At 56.1% G+C, this 16,569-nt stretch carries 17 protein-coding genes; 6 read left to right on the forward strand and 11 right to left on the reverse strand.

From position 1 onward, the window contains the following. Nucleotides 1-62: 62 nt before the first annotated feature. The 5 genes from QOL67_RS18455 to QOL67_RS18475 all read right to left on the reverse strand — a co-directional run bounded on the left by QOL67_RS18455 (nucleotide 63) and on the right by QOL67_RS18475 (nucleotide 4,683). Nucleotides 63-473, reverse strand: coding sequence for a Fur family transcriptional regulator (locus tag QOL67_RS18455; RefSeq protein ID WP_283427459.1), 411 nt, complete (start codon nucleotides 471-473; stop codon nucleotides 63-65). Nucleotides 474-580: 107 nt separating this feature from the next. Then, entirely contained in the window at nucleotides 581-1,426 is an 846-nt protein-coding gene (locus QOL67_RS18460) for a PhzF family phenazine biosynthesis protein (RefSeq protein ID WP_283427460.1), read from the reverse strand. 32 nt (nucleotides 1,427-1,458) lie between these two features. Next, nucleotides 1,459-2,160, reverse strand: a complete 702-nt coding sequence (locus tag QOL67_RS18465) for an endonuclease/exonuclease/phosphatase family protein (protein ID WP_283427461.1) — start codon at nucleotides 2,158-2,160, stop codon at nucleotides 1,459-1,461. A gap of 67 nt (nucleotides 2,161-2,227) precedes the next feature. Continuing rightward, nucleotides 2,228-3,640, reverse strand: coding sequence for a protein adenylyltransferase SelO (locus QOL67_RS18470; protein WP_283427462.1), 1,413 nt, complete (start codon nucleotides 3,638-3,640; stop codon nucleotides 2,228-2,230). A 101-nt stretch (nucleotides 3,641-3,741) separates the two neighbouring features. Further along, the gene (locus tag QOL67_RS18475; protein ID WP_283427463.1) at nucleotides 3,742-4,683 is read right to left on the reverse strand and encodes a nucleoside hydrolase; all 942 of its coding nucleotides are present in this window, start codon (nucleotides 4,681-4,683) and stop codon (nucleotides 3,742-3,744) included. A 296-nt stretch (nucleotides 4,684-4,979) separates the two neighbouring features. Between QOL67_RS18475 and selD the strand changes: the two genes are divergently transcribed. Continuing rightward, the gene (gene selD / locus QOL67_RS18480; RefSeq protein ID WP_283427464.1) at nucleotides 4,980-7,154 is read left to right on the forward strand and encodes a selenide, water dikinase SelD; all 2,175 of its coding nucleotides are present in this window, start codon (nucleotides 4,980-4,982) and stop codon (nucleotides 7,152-7,154) included. Here the strand turns inward: selD and mnmH are convergent. Beyond that, the gene (mnmH, locus tag QOL67_RS18485) at nucleotides 7,141-8,181 is read right to left on the reverse strand and encodes a tRNA 2-selenouridine(34) synthase MnmH (protein ID WP_283427465.1); all 1,041 of its coding nucleotides are present in this window, start codon (nucleotides 8,179-8,181) and stop codon (nucleotides 7,141-7,143) included. The two genes, selD and mnmH, sit on opposite strands and share 14 nt — an antisense overlap. Nucleotides 8,182-8,261: 80 nt before the next feature. Then, on the reverse strand, nucleotides 8,262-10,292 hold the full coding sequence (gene paaZ / locus QOL67_RS18490; protein WP_283427466.1) for a phenylacetic acid degradation bifunctional protein PaaZ: 2,031 nt from the start codon (nucleotides 10,290-10,292) through the stop codon (nucleotides 8,262-8,264). Between the two features lie 95 nt (nucleotides 10,293-10,387). Between paaZ and paaI the strand changes: the two genes are divergently transcribed. The 5 genes from paaI to QOL67_RS18515 all read left to right on the forward strand — a co-directional run bounded on the left by paaI (nucleotide 10,388) and on the right by QOL67_RS18515 (nucleotide 13,886). Continuing rightward, complete coding sequence (paaI, locus tag QOL67_RS18495) at nucleotides 10,388-10,813, forward strand: hydroxyphenylacetyl-CoA thioesterase PaaI (RefSeq protein WP_283427467.1); 426 nt, start codon at nucleotides 10,388-10,390, stop codon at nucleotides 10,811-10,813. Between the two features lie 20 nt (nucleotides 10,814-10,833). Next, nucleotides 10,834-12,144, forward strand: coding sequence for a phenylacetate--CoA ligase PaaK (gene paaK, locus QOL67_RS18500; protein ID WP_283427468.1), 1,311 nt, complete (start codon nucleotides 10,834-10,836; stop codon nucleotides 12,142-12,144). Then, nucleotides 12,144-12,743 carry a TetR/AcrR family transcriptional regulator gene (locus tag QOL67_RS18505; RefSeq protein WP_283427469.1) on the forward strand — a complete coding sequence of 200 codons (600 nt, stop codon included), beginning with the start codon at nucleotides 12,144-12,146 and terminating at the stop codon, nucleotides 12,741-12,743. Before paaK ends, QOL67_RS18505 begins: the two co-directional genes overlap by 1 nt. Nucleotides 12,744-12,846: 103 nt before the next feature. Continuing rightward, nucleotides 12,847-13,392, forward strand: coding sequence for a hypothetical protein (locus QOL67_RS18510; RefSeq protein WP_283427470.1), 546 nt, complete (start codon nucleotides 12,847-12,849; stop codon nucleotides 13,390-13,392). A 155-nt stretch (nucleotides 13,393-13,547) separates the two neighbouring features. Continuing rightward, complete coding sequence (locus QOL67_RS18515; protein ID WP_283427471.1) at nucleotides 13,548-13,886, forward strand: hypothetical protein; 339 nt, start codon at nucleotides 13,548-13,550, stop codon at nucleotides 13,884-13,886. Nucleotides 13,887-13,955: 69 nt separating this feature from the next. On the opposite strand, the gene QOL67_RS18520 is transcribed toward QOL67_RS18515, so the two are convergent. The 4 genes from QOL67_RS18520 to paaB are packed head-to-tail and all read right to left on the reverse strand — an operon-like array spanning nucleotide 13,956 to nucleotide 16,569. Then, complete coding sequence (locus tag QOL67_RS18520) at nucleotides 13,956-15,026, reverse strand: 2Fe-2S iron-sulfur cluster-binding protein (RefSeq protein ID WP_283427472.1); 1,071 nt, start codon at nucleotides 15,024-15,026, stop codon at nucleotides 13,956-13,958. Nucleotides 15,027-15,038: 12 nt separating this feature from the next. Continuing rightward, nucleotides 15,039-15,521, reverse strand: a complete 483-nt coding sequence (paaD, locus tag QOL67_RS18525; protein WP_430458970.1) for a 1,2-phenylacetyl-CoA epoxidase subunit PaaD — start codon at nucleotides 15,519-15,521, stop codon at nucleotides 15,039-15,041. Then, on the reverse strand, nucleotides 15,521-16,285 hold the full coding sequence (paaC, locus tag QOL67_RS18530; RefSeq protein ID WP_283427474.1) for a 1,2-phenylacetyl-CoA epoxidase subunit PaaC: 765 nt from the start codon (nucleotides 16,283-16,285) through the stop codon (nucleotides 15,521-15,523). The genes paaD and paaC overlap by 1 nt, the downstream gene beginning before the upstream one ends. Continuing rightward, a complete protein-coding gene (paaB, locus tag QOL67_RS18535; protein WP_283427475.1) occupies nucleotides 16,285-16,569 on the reverse strand; it encodes a 1,2-phenylacetyl-CoA epoxidase subunit PaaB in 285 nt (94 codons plus the stop codon). The genes paaC and paaB overlap by 1 nt, the downstream gene beginning before the upstream one ends.

Consider the following 16,569-nt stretch of genomic DNA (forward strand, 5'->3'; position numbering starts at 1 on the left):
ACACAAATGGTCGCTAATGTAGCTTGCTTAGTTCCGTAGGAAAGTCGGGCGGACACAGACGCCTATTTCTTGAGCGGCACGCCGTAGAGTTCGAGGCGGTGGCCTTTGAGCTGGTAACCCAATTTCTCTGCTATCTTCTCTTGCAGCGCTTCGATCTCGGCGTCGACAAACTCAATCACCTCACCCGAAGAAATATCAATGAGGTGGTCGTGGTGCTCGCGCTCTGCATCTTCGTAGCGTGCGCGGCCGTCGCCAAACTCCAGCTTATCCAGAATACCGGCTTCCTCGAAAAGCTTCACAGTCCGATAAACTGTGGCCAGCGATATGCCTGCATCCCGGGCAGAGGCCCGCGCGTAAAGTTCTTCCACGTCAGGGTGATCCAAGCTCTCTTGCAGTACGTTGGCGATGGTGCGACGCTGCTCCGTCATTCGCAACCCTTTGGTTTCGCAACGCTCAATGATGGAATCGCTCATGTCGTACCTGACCTGACTTGTGTGCCTGAATTGGCTTTCCTGTCTATCTAAAGCCGTGGAGGGATTCCACTGCTTTTGACAGAACTGCGACAAGAATTAGCGTGTGATTAGGGATGCAGTAGGGTGCCCTGCATCACACGGCGGGCATGCCCGGCGACCGTGACGCCATGTTTGGTCGCCGTAACAGAGATAAGGCTAGGGCGCCCCATTTCGACCCCTTGATGGATGGTAAGCGCTTGGTCACGTCCTTCAATTCGGTTGAGTAAAGCGGCTGTCGCGGCGCACGCACTGCCGGTTGCTGGGTCTTCTGGGATATTGTCGAGTGGCGCAAACATCCTCGCGTAAATTGTGTTGCCGTCGCGGACGTAGACAAACTGGGCAAAGTCCAGACCTGAGGGGTAGAGCCTATTGCCTTTTCTGATAGCGGTCACGTCCGGTGCGGTTCTTGAAAGAATGTCGCGGGATTTGACTTCGGTGATTGTGAAGGCCAGTCCTAAGGATGCCATCACCGGTGGATGCACCTGAAAGTGCAGCTCGTTTGTTTTTATGCGCAATGCCTCAGCCACCAATTCTGGGTTAGGTTCGCATAAAACTTCGAGCGGTTGTTTGGCTTCAAATGAGGCGCTTTGCCCGTCCGACACGCAGGTGAGCGGCCCAACACCAAGTTCGAGGACCATGCTTGTCGAAGGGCCTTCCCTGACCATTGCGCAGGCCGTTCCGACAATCGGATGCCCCGCAAAGGGAATTTCCATGGTCGGCGTGAAGATGCGGACCCTTGCAGTGTGACCCTTGTTTTCCGGAGGAAAGACAAATGTTGTTTCAGAGAAATTGAACTCCCGCGCGATCTTCTGAAGGTCATTTTCAGGCAGCGTTGTTGCATCGGGAATTACCGCCAACTGATTGCCACCAAATGGATTTTTGGTAAAAACGTCATAGACAAAGTATGGGGTCATCGATTGCAAACCTTCTGATTACAGGCCCAACCTTAAAGGCTGCTTGGCGTTGTTCGGTTGAGCTCGGCCCAGATGGGTAGGTGATCTGAGGCTACGCGGGCCGGGATGCGTGTCAAAACGCCGTGATTGTGGATTGTTAGGCCATTTGTGTGCGCAAACCCGTCTAAGCCCGCAATGGGGCGCGGAGCCGGGAAGGTGTGACCTGTCGAGACAAAGTCGAACTCCGGCGTCACCGCATCAAGCGCGGCTTTGGATCCCCATTCATTAAAATCTCCAGCGATGAGCGTGGGCATTTCGGGTAGTCGTCGCAGGGCGCGGGCGACCGCCCCCAACTGCATCAAGCGGTAGCGTCGGATTAGGCCTAGGTGGACGCCTATCACACGAATGTCACCAATGGCGGTGCGCAGGTCAGCTCGAATTGCACCGCGGGGCTCGAGCCCCGGCAATTCCAATCCAGATGCATCCAATATCTCAACACTTGAGCGCACAAGCATGGCGTTACCGTGAAAGCCCAGCGAGCCTTTGGGTTGACCAAAGTCTATGTTTTTAAATCCCTTTTTTGCCACCAGATCATGTGGCAACGCGGCTGGACGCGGCGGTAGCCGTTTGTCTGCTTCTTGCAAAACCACCACATCTGCCTTTAAAGCGCGGATCACAACCATGCTGCGGCTCGGGCGGCGCTGTAGGTCTACGCCGACACATTTTTGCAAATTGTAACTGGCAATACGCAGCACGGATCATCCAATCTAACGAAACTTCGGAATATCTATACCATTGAGAATAGGGCGTTTTGGCCTGATGTTAAGTGCCACAGAAAGTTTGTGTGACTTTTTCGGCATCTGTAGGCGGGGCGGTCAGATCTGTCCAATCTGGATTGGCTTCAAATGGGTTTGCCAAGGCATCGTTCAGTTGACGAAACAACGCAAAATCACCGTCCACGGCCTGAGCGATCATCGCCTCAATTTGGTGGTTTCTCGGGGTGAAAATGGGATTGGCCTTTCGCATGATATCACTGGGGACTGCATGCTGTAGAGCCAAGCGATCTTGCCATCGTATGCTCCAGTCCTGGAAGTCTGAGTGGTCCGTTACATCCAAAGACGCTGTTGGGCTGTCTGTCAAATCTCGGAAAGTGTTGGTGAAATCAGATTTTTGGTCGGTCATTATGGAGAGCAGCTGCGAGATAAGCCGATCATCACCCACCACGGCCTCGGCAATACCGAGTTTTTTACCAAATGCTTGGCGCCAAAATTGCCGCAGCATGTCTGGCATATCATTAACTAGGTTGGTGAACTCTTCGACTGCGGCGTCTGAATTTTTTTCGAGAGGCAGGAGAGAGGTCGCCAGTTGTGCCATATTCCACGCAATTATTTGTGGTTGGTTTCCATAGGCATAGCGCCCATGTCGGTCTATGGACGAGAATACTTGGCCCGGGTGGAAGGCGTCCATGAAAGCGCAAGGTCCGTAGTCTATTGTTTCGCCGGAAATGGCACAGTTGTCGGTGTTCATGACACCATGAATAAAGCCAACGGACATCCATTTGGCGACAAGGTTGGCTTGCCGAGCGATGACTGCTTTTAGAAAGGCCGCTGGCGTGTTCGCGTCCGGGTAGTGTCGCGCGCAGGCGTATTCCATAAGGGCCTGTAACCCGTCTGTATCTTGGCGGGCGGCCAAGGCTTGGAAGGTGCCAACGCGAATATGACTTGAAGCCACTCGAGTGAGAACGGCGCCTGGCAGAGGGCGGTCGCGCATGATCTCTTCACCGGTTTCAACGGCAGCCAAGGCCCGGGTTGATGGGATGCCAAGCGCATGCATGGCTTCTGACACAACATATTCCCGCAAAACCGGCCCAAGCCAGGCGCGGCCATCGCCCCTTCGAGCATAAGGTGTGGGACCAGACCCTTTAAGTTGAATATCGTAGCCCTTTGATTCTCCGAGCAAAACGGCGCGTCCGTCACCCATTTGCGGGTTCCAGTTGCCAAATTGGTGGCCCGCATAGAACAGCGCAATTGGATCAGCACCTTCGGGGACAGTGGTCCCGGAAAACACGTGAGCCAGTTCTAGTTCATCCTCGGCGCCTGTGATGCCCAGTGCTGTGGCCAAGGAGTGATTGAATGCGACCAATTTGGGGGCACGAACTGGATAGGGTTTTTGATGTGAAAACAAGCGGTTGGGCAGGTCCACATAGGTATTGTCGAAGGGGATGTGCAGGGTCATAGGCGCAGCATACTGGGCTTTGAGAGGATTGCCACTGTTGGCACCTCACAAGACTGCGATTGTGTGCGCAGTCTTGTAATATTGGGGAGGGTTTTCACGCCTCAAAGGCGGCTAAGGCGTTCAGTTAAAAGGGAAAAGAGCCCATCGGAATCCACATCTCCGATAAAGAGCGCGTTCGGTTTGCGATCGGTAACCCGCCACCAGTCAGCAACGGTCATGCCCATGGTCAATTCCGAGGTGGTTTCGATTTCCACGTTGATGTGGCGACCCGAGAATAGTTCTGGCTGGATCAGGTAGGCGGTCACGCAAGGATCATGCAGAGGTGCGCCGTTGGACCCATACTTCTCTTTGTCAAATCGTTCAAAGAAATCAGTCATTTCCGCGACTGCTGTGCCAACATTGGTACCAATATTGCGGAAAGCGTCGTTGCGCGATGGCGTGACCAAAGCCTTGTGAGTGACATCTAGCGGCATCACAACAATTGGAACGCCAGATTTAAAAACAATATCAGCGGCTTGAGGGTCTACGTAGATGTTGAATTCCGCGGCGGGAGTGATGTTGCCGACTTCGAAGTATGCACCGCCCATCAGGACAATTTCCTGAACCTTTTCAACAATATCTGGCGCCTTTTCAAAAGCCGTTCCAATGTTGGTCAGGGGTCCAAGGGGGCAGAGTGTGACAGTACCTGCCTCATGGTTGCGGAGCGTGTCGATAATATAGTCAACAGCGTGTTGCGCCTGCACGTCCATCACAGGATCTGGCAGCACAGGCCCATTGAGGCCGGTTTTGCCGTGCACATGCTCAGCGGTAACAAGCTCTCGGCCCATGGGGCGGTCACATCCTTCGAACACCTTAGTGTCGGTTTTGCCGGCTAACTCACAGACAATACGCGCATTTTTTGAAGTCAGGGCCAATGGCACGTTGCCCGCGACTGCGGTGATACCAAGCACGTCGAGGTCCTCGGGGCTGGCCAATGCCAATAGTATGGCGACCGCGTCGTCCTGTCCGGGATCCGTGTCGATGATGATCTTGCGCGCGCTCATGATGTGCCCTCGTGGTCGTTGGAATTTGCACCCTGTCAAGGCGTAGGACGCTTGTCTAGCATGGATCATATTGCTGAGGTAAATAATTTTACCAAACGGTTCAAAAATGACCAAAATGCATGTCGGTATCACGTTGGTATAGCGACTGTATAGCGGAGGTGCGTTTTTGGTGGGCGAAATGGGTGTTGCGCAAGTGTGTTAAGAGGCCGCACGCACGCGCTTTTGCTGTTGCACGGTGGGGTCTTCCTCTAAATCCTGCAACCAACCAATAAGTTGAAGGAATATGACAGTTGGGCATGACCTCATACACCACGTTGTCGCGGGACTTGGTTCTGGTGGGTGGCGGCCATGCCCATGCGTTGATGCTGCGCATGTGGGGCATGAAACCTGTGCACGGCGTTCAGGTGACGTTAATCAATCCCGGACCAACCGCGCCGTATTCGGGTATGTTACCGGGGCATATCGCGGGGCATTACACACGCGATGATTTGGAAATCGATTTGGTGAAGTTGGCCCGGTTTGCCGGGGCGCGGGTGATTTTTGGTGCGGCTGATGGGATCGATGCGACACGAAAAGTGATCCATGTGACGGGACGCGGGGAGGTCGCGTATGATCTGGCGTCTTTGGACGTGGGATTGCATGCGCAGGCTCCGCACATACCGGGGTTTGCGGCATATGGGATCGGGGCCAAGCCACTGGATAGATATGCGGATCGTTGGGCCGCGTATGTGCTGGACGTGACCGTAGGTGCAAAGAAAGGCCAAGTGGCCGTGATCGGCGGCGGTGTGGCTGGGTGTGAGCTGGCGTTGGCCATGGCCTACAAGTTGAAAGGGCTGGGCAGGCAAAGCTGCGTGACGTTGATCGAGGGCCAAACCAAATTGGCCAGTGCAATCCCCGGAGCGGATCGGATTTTGCGCGAAGAGATGTTAGGCATGGGCGTGACAGTCGTGAGTGCCGTGGCGGTTGATGCGGTCACTCAGGACGCGGTTTTGCTCAAGGGGCGGTCTTCGGTGCCATCAGAGTTCACAGTGGGCGCCGCAGGAGGGTTTGCGCACGCATGGCTTTCGGCGTCTGACTTGCCAAAGGATCAGGGTGGATTTGTGCAGGTTAATGACCAGTTACTGGTCGCCGGGCAAGAAGATCTGTTTGCAGTTGGGGATTGCGCGGCGCTGACGGAAAGCCCCCGGCCTAAAGCAGGTGTGTTTGCGGTGCGCGCAGCACCGGTTTTGTACAGCAACATTTGTGCGACGTTGACTGGTGGGATTCTCAAGAAATTTCAGCCACAAACCGACTATTTGAAGCTTATGTCCTTGGGCAGAAAAGATGCGATGGCCGCAAAATGGGGACGATGTTTGGCTTCACCCAAGGCACGCTTGTGGCAATGGAAAAATAGTATTGATCAAACCTTTATGCGAAAGTTTTCGGAACTTCCTGTGATGAAACCCGTAAAGGTGGACGGTCCAGTTGCGCTTGGAAGCGATGACGAACAGATGTTGTGTGGGGGCTGCGGCGCCAAGGTTGCACCGGGGCAATTGAGCGCAGCCCTGGCGGAGATGCCTGCTTTGCAGCGTGAAGATGTGCTTCAGGGCGCAGGCGACGATGCCGCTGTGCTGGACATTGGCGGGCAGAAGCAGGTGATGAGTGTCGACCATCTGCGCGGGTTTGTGATGGATTACGGCTTGATGGGACGCATTGCGGCCGTGCATGCGCTTGGTGACGTCTGGGCGATGGGCGCAAAGCCGCAGTCGGCGTTGCTATCGGTCACCTTGCCGCGCTTGACGCCAGCGATGCAGGCGCGGGCGATGCGCGAAATGTTGGACGGTGTTGGCAAGGTGGTGCGTGGAGCTGGCGCGGAGATTGTGGGCGGACATTCAGCCATGGGGGCAGAGCTGACCATCGGATTGACCGTCACAGGCTTGATGGATGGTAATGCGATCACATTGGCGGGTGCAAAAGTTGGTGATGCGTTGATCCTGACACGGCCCCTTGGGTCTGGCACGCTTTTGGCGGCTGAGATGCAGGGCAAAGCAGACGGGCGTGATGTGGCGGCGCTTTACGAGATCATGGCACATCCGCAAGGGGATGCAGCGGAGATTTTAAAAGGCGCGCATGCGATGACCGATGTGACCGGCTTTGGCTTGGCTGGGCATTTGATGGTGATGTGTCGGGCTTCCGGTGTGGCGGCGGAAGTTTGCCTGGCCGATGTGCCCGCCTATGCGGGGGCAGAAGCGTTGGCAGACGCGGGGTACCGCAGCACGATTTATGAGGACAATAGGTCGGCGGCTCCGGTGTTTGGGCCGGACAGCGCTAAGATGGCTCTGCTTCATGATCCGCAGACCTCGGGCGGTTTTTTAGCGGCGGTCGCGGCGGAGGAGGCGGTCGCACTGGCGGCACAATTGCGAGCAGCGGGCCATGACGCAGCAGTGATTGGTGATGTGCGTGCCGGAGAGCCGTCGATCACTCTGAGCTGATCAACTTGGCTGCGCAGACCGCTAATGTCTCATCGCTGAGATCAGGGAGGGCGATTTCCTCTGGCTCTGGCGCGTGGGCGCGGGAAATGCGGGCGTAGCGGGGATCGTAGTGGGCTTCGATCAAAGCTCGTGCGAGGGGCTTGAAGTTCTGTGCCACGGCGAGGGCTTTCCATTGTGCCACTTTTTCGTGACCGTGGTAGCGGGTGAGCATGTCCAACACAGTGGCCAGTTTGGCACCGTCAGCCAGCATGTCCGGATAGGCAGAGACGAGGTGGTCTGCCCTGGCGTCTAGTGGTGCGGAAAGGCGCAGGTTAGTTGCGGCGATCATGGTCTTCCAGAGGGTTGGCGGGATGATCAATCGGCCGATTTTGGAGCTCTCCGCTTCAACAAAAACCGGGCGGTTTGGCTGAAGTTTGGCGATGCCCATTGCGAGGCGGCTTTCAAAGGATTTCTGGCTTGGTTGGTTTTCACCCATGGGGCCAAAAAGACTGCCGCGATGTTCTGCCATAGCCTCAAGATCAAGCGTTTGTGCGCCTTGCTCACTCAGGTGATCCAGTAGTCGGGTTTTGGCGGTGCCCGTGCCGCCGTCGATCACCACCACAGGACAGGGCATGCTACCCTCATAGAGCGCCTTGGAGACCAAGCGTCGATAGGCCTGATAGCCGCCCTCGATCGTGTCGGCACGCCAGCCAATTTGTTTTAATATGATTGCCACGGAGCCGGACCGTTGGCCGCCGCGCCAGCAGTAGACCAGCGGTTTGTAGCTGCCTGAGCGCTCGGCAAGCGGACCTTCGAGGTGCGCCGCGACGTTGCGCGCGACAATCGCCGCGCCGATTTTACGTGCTTTGAACGGGTCTTCCTGCACGTAGATGGTGCCAACCCGCGCACGTTCCTCGTTGGACATGGCCGGAAGGTTGATCGCGCCAGGTATGTGGTCCTCGGCAAACTCTGCAGGAGAACGCACGTCGATGATCTGATCAAACGGTAGGGTGGCGAGATCGGAAATTTGGGTCAGCGGGAGAGGCATGCACGAGTCCAAGTAAGTTGCCTTGTGCATAGAGGCAAAGGCCGCGGCGCGCCAGAGGTCGGGCCGCGGCCAATCGGCGCTTAGTAAGCCACCATGGTCAGCAACTCGTATTCAGCAACCATCTCATCATCCTGATTGGAGGCGGTGACGTGCCAACGGACCTCGCCGTATTCCTCGTTACGCTTGGTCTTTTTCTTCACCGTTAGGCGCACCTTGAGCCTATCCCCGGCCACTACAGGCTTCATGAAGCGCAGGGTGTCGAGGCCGGTGTTGGCCAGAACAGGGCCTTCGTTGGGTTCGACAAAGAGACCGGCGGCGAAGGACAGCAGCAGGTAGCCATGGGCAACGCGGCCGGGGAAGAACGGGTTTCGCGCAGCCGCGTCCTCGTCCATGTGGGCATAGAAGGTGTCTCCGGTGAAGTTGGCGAAGTGCTCGATGTCCTCCAGCGTGATCTCACGAGGTTTGGTGTAGAGGGTTTCGCCAACCGCCAGTTCGCCAAAGCGGCGGGTGAAGGGGTGGGCGCCTGCGTCACTTTCTTTGGCGCCAGGAACCCATTGCTGTCTGATGCCAGTGAGGATGTCGGGGCTGCCCTGGATGGCTGTGCGTTGCATGTAGTGTTTCACGGCGCGGATGCCGCCAAGCTCTTCGCCGCCGCCGGCGCGGCCGGGGCCGCCGTGAACCATATGGGGCAGGGGTGAGCCGTGGCCGGTGCTTTCCCCCATGCTGTCGCGGTTGTTGAAATAGAGCCGTCCGTGGAAGGCGCCAGCGCCCATGGCAACCTCGCGGGCAACCTCTGCGTCACGGGTGATGATGGAGGCAACAAGCGAGCCCTGACCTTTGTTGGCCAGCGCAATGGCATGATCAAGATCGCGGTAGCCCATGAGGGTGGAAACAGGACCAAAGGCTTCAGAGGCGTGTACGTGTTTGGCTGTGTCGGGTGCGGCACAGTGGAACAGCATTGGTGGCACAAAGGCGCCTTTGTTGGCGTCGGCGCCCTCGACAGTGAAGTCATCCGGGTTGCCAAAGACGCGTTCAGCCTCCGTGCCCAGCAATGCGGCTTTTTCGAGCACATCCCGTTTTTGACCTGCGGAGACCAGCGCGCCCATGCGGGTGGTTTCCAAACGAGGATCGCCAATCACGGTTTTGGACAGGCGGGCGGAGAGAGCTTCGATGACAGCTTCAGTCACGGCCTCAGGCGCAATGATGCGGCGAATTGCGGTGCATTTCTGACCCGCTTTGGTGGTCATTTCGCGAGACACTTCTTTAATGAAGAGGTCAAATTCTGGCGAACCGGGTTTGGCATCTGGCCCTAGGATCGAGGCATTCAGGCTGTCGGCCTCTGACGTGAACCGTACCGAGTTTCCCAAAATCAAAGGGTTGGACCGCAGTTTTAACGCAGTGTCAGCGGAGCCGGTGAAAGCCACAGCGTCTTGGCAATTCAGATGGTCCAACATGTCGCCCAAGCCGCCTGCCACCAGTTGCACCGCGCCGTCGGGCAAGATGCCACTGTCAATCATAATGTGCACGCAAAGCTCGGTGACGTAGCATGTTGAGGTGGCTGGTTTGACAATTGCAGGCACGCCGGCGAGCAGGGTGGGCGCAAGCTTTTCCAACATGCCCCAAACCGGGAAGTTGAAGGCGTTGATGTGCACCGCGACGCCTTGGATTGGGGTGCAGATGTGTTGGCCCATGAAAGTGCCGTTGCGGGAGAGTTGCTCCAACTCACCATCGACATAGATGGTGCTGTCGGGCATCTCGCGGCGACCTTTGGAGGCAAACACCAGCATTGTGCCAATGCCACCGTCGATGTCGATTTGATGGTCAGCTTGGGTGGCGCCGGTGTTGAAGGAGAGCTCGTACATGGCTTTGCGGTTCTGGCGCAGATGCAGGGCGAGCGCTTTGAGCATGCGAGCGCGATCATGGAACGTCATTTTACGTAAGGCGGGGCCACCAACGTTGCGGGCGTAATCGAGCATGGCCTGAACATCGAGGGCGTCATTTCCTGCGGTGGCGATCACTTCTCCGGTGATGGCAGAAGCGATATGGCGCGCACCTGCGCCGGGCGCGACCCAGTGGCCTGCGGCAAAGCTCGAAATGTTTTGGATGGACATGGCTCTCTCCCCGATATGTCTCCGTGAATCATTTATTGACCAACCGTTCGGTTTATGCAAGCTGGAGCGTGAGGAGATTGTGTTGGGAGGCACAGATGACGCCAAAGGAGCGGGCTGAAAAAAGTGCGGCGGCGATGTGGTCCACGGATCGCGCCAGCCAGCATATGGGTATGCAGATCGTTGACGTGGACGAAGGTTGCGCGAGGCTTAGCATGATGGTGAAGCCAGAGCACTGTAACGGACATGGAATTTGCCACGGCGGGTTTACGTTTACGCTGGCGGACAGCGCCTTTGCCTTTGCCTGCAACAGCCGCAATCAGGCGACCGTGGCACAGCACAACACCATTTCTTACATCGCGCCAGGGCGCGAGGGGGACGTGCTGACCGCGGTTGCGCGGGAAGTTAGCCTGGCCGGGCGCAGCGGGATTTATGATGTGTCCGTGTCCAACCAGGATGGTCAGGTGATTGCCGAATTTCGCGGTGCCTCACGTGCGATTAAAGGCCATCTGTTTGAAGAATAAACGACGTCGGGGAGGACGTTATGAAAGATTTGTCACCACGCAAAGACGAGCTGGAACCCATTGAAATTGCGTCGATTGATGAAATCCGCTCAACTCAGCTGGAACGGCTGAAGTGGTCGCTCAATCATGCCTATAAAAACGTGCCCATGTATAAGCAGCGGTTTGACGCTGCGGGGGTGCATCCGGACGATTTGCAGAGCTTGAGTGATCTGGCGAAGTTCCCGTTTTCTTATAAAAACGATCTGCGGGACAATTATCCCTTTGGCCTTTTGGCGGTGCCACGTCAGCAGATCGCACGGCTGCATGCCTCGTCTGGTACAACAGGTAAACCAACGGTTGTGGGGTACACCAAAGGTGACATCGACAACTGGGCCGACCTAATGGCACGCAGCTTGCGGGCGTCTGGTTTGCGGGCCGGTGATCTGGTGCACAACGCATATGGATATGGGCTGTTCACCGGCGGTCTGGGGGCGCACTACGGTATCGAACGTTTGGGCGCCACTGTCGTGCCAATGAGTGGCGGGCAGACCGAGAAACAGGTTGGGTTGATCACCGATTTTCAGCCTGACGGGATTATGGTCACGCCAAGTTACATGCTCAACATTTTGGAGCAATATCATAAGCTTGGCATGGATCCACGAGAGAGCTCCTTGTCGGTGGGTGTGTTTGGGGCGGAGCCCTGGACTGATGCGATGCGCAAAGAGGTCGAAGCTGCGTTTGATATGCATGCGGTCGACATTTACGGGCTGAGCGAAATTATGGGGCCCGGTGTGGCCAATGAATGTGTGGAGACCAAAGATGGGCCGGTGATTTGGGAGGATCATTTTTACCCGGAGGTTATCAACCCAGAGACCGGAGAAGTCGTCGAGGATGGTGAACTGGGCGAGTTGGTGTTCACGACATTGACCAAAGAAGGCTTGCCGATGATCCGGTATCGCACCCGGGATTTGACGCGGCTTTTGCCAGGCACCGCGCGGTCAATGCGGCGGATGGAGAAGATCACAGGCCGGTCGGATGACATGATTATCCTGCGAGGTGTCAATGTGTTCCCATCTCAGGTCGAGGAGCAGGTGCTTGCGACTGGTGGGCTTGCGCCATATTACCAGATTGAACTGTATAAATCGGGTCGCATGGACGCAATGCGAGTGTTTGTGGAGGCCACGCCAACGGCGGCGGACAACCTTTCCAAAACCGCGTCAGCGCGTATGTTGACCAAGCACATCAAGGATATGATTGGCGTGTCAGTTGAAGTGATAGTGGGCGAACCTGGCGATGTGGAACGCAGCCAAGGCAAAGCCAAGCGTGTTGTGGACAATCGAGGCGGCAACTGATGGCGCGCACCATTGCCAAAGATCACGAACAGAAGCGTGTTCATATCCTGAAATCGGCAGCACGTGTGTTTGCCGAGCAAGGATATGACCGGGCTTCGATGTCGGTATTGGCCAAGGAATGTGGGATCTCCAAGGCCAATATCTACCACTATTACGACAGCAAAGACGCGTTGCTGTTTGATGTGTTGGACAGCTACTTGAAAGATCTGAGAAATCGAATTTGTGAGATTGATTTGAGTGGCTTGGGTGCCAAAGCTCAATTGAGAATGGTGGTGCGCGAAATCCTTTTTGCCTATCAAGGTGCAGATTATGAGCATCGGGTGCAAAGTACAGCTATGCAGGCTTTGCCTGAACAGCAACAGAAGGTTTTGCGTGGCTATCAGCGGGATTTGGTCAACCAGGTGAGCAAGGTGGTTGCCGCCAGCGCCGAAAGTGTGTTCGACGATGATCCGGTGCGGCTGAGGGAAACCACGATGTCTGTGTTTGGCATGTTGAACTGGTATTACATGTGGCAACACGGCGCGGATACCGAGGCGCGAGAGCGTTATGCGGAATTGGCAACCAATCTGGTGTTGGGTGGTGTGCGCGGTTTGGCCTGATACAATTGACAGGCTATTTCGTCTTTAGATTGTTTTTGGATCACTTTACACATTTGTGTTAAAATCTGCCCATTCTTGTTGTTTTTGTATGGGTGATGATTTGATGAAACATATTTTAAACGCCTTTCTGGCGGCTTTTTTGGTGAGCAGCGGCGCAGCCAATGCCGACCCTTCATTTGGGTTTGGGCTGACGTATATCTTCGGTGGCGATTGGGCTGTGGGGGTGCGTGTTTTCCACGATGATGAACCAGAAAGCGCCGTTTTGGCGCTGGGTTTCGACTATAAGTTTGGCTCTCAATCTTTCCGGCCCACCGTAGGCGCCGCCTATTTGGATGAGGATTTCTATATCGACTTTAGTTTGGGGTACGACACCCGTTTGCAAGCGTTGGACTATGGGATCGGCGTCGGGGCCGCATTTGAAACGCAACAACCGGCTGCGTCGGGGGGCGGAGCAACCACAACTGGCACGGATACAGCGTCTACCGGTGGTGGCGAAACGGGCACCACGGGCAGCGATGGGGGCGCCACGTCTGACGGCGGCGGGGACTCAGGCACGGACACTGGTGATAGTGGAACCGACACTGGAGGCACGGACGGAGGTGGAACAGGTGATGGGGGTACCGATGGTGGCGGAACTGACGCCATTTGAATTTACAGGCGCCTAGCAAGTTAGCAGTCTGAGAGCCCGGCCGCGGTTGATGTTGGAACTTGGTCACAACTTGGAGCGTGTGGATTTGACACATTGGCCAATTTGCAATGTCTATGATATTTTTCCGCCAAACAACTGAGGTGGGAAAGAAAATCATGAAACGTGTTTTTGCAGTGGGTCTTTTGGGTGCCGCTTTGATTGGTGGTTCTGCCGCGCAGGCAGATCCGTCATTTGGGGTTGGGCTGACCTATACGTTTGGTGGTGATTGGGGCGTAGGGGTCCGCATGTTCCATGATGATGAGCCAGAAAGCGCGGTTTTGGCGATTGGCGCGGACTATAAGTTTGGTTCGCAGGCGTTCCGTCCAACCGTGGGTGCGGCCTATCTGGACGAGGACTTTTATCTCGATTTCAGCCTTGGCTATGACACGCGCATCCAAGCTCTGGATTATGGAGTCGGTCTTGGCGCGGCCTTTGAGACCGAGCCAAAGCCATAACACAGGCCAAAGACGTCCCGTGACCAATTCAACTGAGGGCGCCGATTGTGGCACCCTCAGTTTTTGGAGTTATTGATCGTAGTCGACGACCACTTTGTCGGTCATCGGATAAGACTGGCAGCTGAGAATGAAGCCTTTTTCGACTTCGTAGTCCTCGAGCGCATGGTTGGCGACCATCTCAACCTCACCTTCAATCACCCGGCATTTACACGTAGAGCAGACACCGGCTTTGCAGGCATACGGCGCGTCCATGGTGTTGGCACGGGCCGCGTCCAAGATGGAGGTGTCTCGGTCCATCTCGATGGTCTGGGTTGCGCCCTCAAGAGTGATCTGTGCGGTGACTGGCTTGCTTGCATCCTCTGCGCTGACGGCTTTGCGTTTGGCGCGGCCTGGTTGGCCAGAGGCGAACAGCTCAAATTTGATTTGATCCTCAGAAAGCCCGTGATCTTTCAACGCCTTGGCAATACCCAGCATCATTGGTTCAGGACCACAGATGAAGGCTGTGTCCACGGAGTTGATGTCAATCCAGCCGGTCTGAAAGAACTGCGCACATTTTTCTTCGGTCACCATGCCGGTGAAGAGGTCGATTTCCTGCGCGTCGGTTTCCAACACATGGATCACGTTGAAGCGACCCATGTAGGTGTTTTTCAGATCTTCCAGTTCCTCGCGGAACATGATAGAGGCAACCGCCTTGTTGGCGTAGATCAAGGTGAAGGAGGACTGCGGCTCGGCAGCCAGTGTGGTTTTGATCAATGACAGAACAGGGGTGATGCCAGAGCCACCGGCAAAGCCAAGGTAGGTCTTGTCTGTGGTTGCATCCAATTCGGTGTGGAAGGAGCCCATCGGGGGCATGGCTTCCAGCGTGTCGCCCACCTTGAGATCGGTGTTGGCCCAAGTCGAAAAGGCGCCACCGTCCACGCGTTTGATGCCGACCTGAAGAACGCCGTCATCTTTGCCAGCACAGATTGAGTATGAGCGGCGCAGCTCTTCACCATCAAAATCGCGTTTGAAGGTCAGATATTGGCCTTGGGTGAAGTCAAACTCTGTGGCCGCGCCATTCACAGGGGCCAATGTGACCACCACAGCGTCGCGGATGGTTTTGCGGATGTTGGTGACTTCGAGGTCGTGAAAACGCGCCATGTGGGTGTCTCCTCAGATACACTTGAAATAATCGAATGGTTCCAGACAGGCGGTGCAGCGCCACTGGGCTTTACAGGGTGTTGAGCCAAATTGGCTTAACTTTTCAACATGTTGGCTGCCACAGTTCGGGCATTTTTTGGGCCCGCCGGTGGGTTGTGGTGGGGCGATGCCAAATTCCTGCATCGCTGCGCGGCCTTTGTCTGACAGCCAGTCCGTGGTCCAAGCTGGTGCCAGCTTTCGGCGCAGCTCCAACTTGGAGACACCGTGGTCACGCAGAGCGGTCTCGATGTCCATGTTGATGATGCCGGTGGCGGGGCAACCGGAGTAGGTGGGCGTGACAGATACAACCAGCGTGTCGCCGTCATAAGCGACGTCGCGGATCACCCCAAGATCAACAAGGCTGATGACCGGGATTTCTGGATCTGGAACTTTGTCCAGCCAATCCCAGATTTGAGCCACGCTTGCAGGGGATGTATTTGCCACGGTCCTCTCCATTACCAAGTGTTGCCGGGGTACGCGCGTTGCAACCATTGCATCTGTGTCAGCATGTGACCGAGATGCTCGGTGTGCATCTTGCCGCTGCGGCCACCTTTGTGGGCAAATCCATCAGATGGGATAGACAGTGTGGCCTCGGCCAGCACCTTACCAACCAGAGCGTCATACTCATCACGCAGCGTGGCCGGGTCGGGCGCTATTCCTGCGGCGGCCATGGCGGCGTCGACCTCATCAGAGGCAAACATTTCGCCAACATAAGGCCAGAGATACTCCAGCGCGGCCTGCATGCGGGCGTGGCTTTCTTCGGTGCCGTCGCCAAGTCCGACCACCGTGTCAGCGGAGCGCTCAACATGATAAGCGGCTTCTTTGCTTGCTTTGGCGGCGATGGCGGCCACCTCGGCGTCAGTGGATTTCATCAGGCGCGGCAGCAGAATTGACTGGAACGCGTCAAACAGGAACTGGCGCATCAGGGTCTGACCAAAGTCGCCGTTGGGCAGTTCCAGCAATAGGACGTTGCGGAAATCCCAGACGTCGCGCAAAAACGCGAGGTCATCAGCAGATTTGCCTTCGCCCATGACGTCGGCAGCGTGGCCAAGCCAAAGTTGCGTCTGGCCAATCAAATCCAGCGCGGTGTTGGCCAGCGCAATGTCTTCTTCCAGAATTGGGGCGTGACCGCACCATTCCGAAACCCGGTGGCCGAGCACCAAAGTGTTGTCGCCCATGCGCAGCAGGAACTGCGCGAGCATTTCCTTATCAACCGTCATCACATGCTCCCCACTTCATCGGGAATGTCGAAGAACGTTGGGTGACGGTAGATTTTGGATTCTGACGGCTCGTAGAGCGGGCCTTTTTCATCAGGCGAGGAGGCGGCAATGTGGTTGGCCTTAACCACCCAGATTGACACACCTTCGTTGCGGCGGGTGTAGACGTCACGCGCGTTTTTGATTGCCATTTCCGCGTCAGGCGCGTGCAGGCTGCCGACGTGTCGGTGGCTCAGGCCGTGCTGGCCGCGAATGAAAATTTCCCAGAGGGGCCATTCTTTAGACAT

Origin of the sequence: Shimia sagamensis, from assembly GCF_900182745.1 — a bacterium.
Taxonomy (GTDB): domain Bacteria; phylum Pseudomonadota; class Alphaproteobacteria; order Rhodobacterales; family Rhodobacteraceae; genus Shimia; species Shimia sagamensis.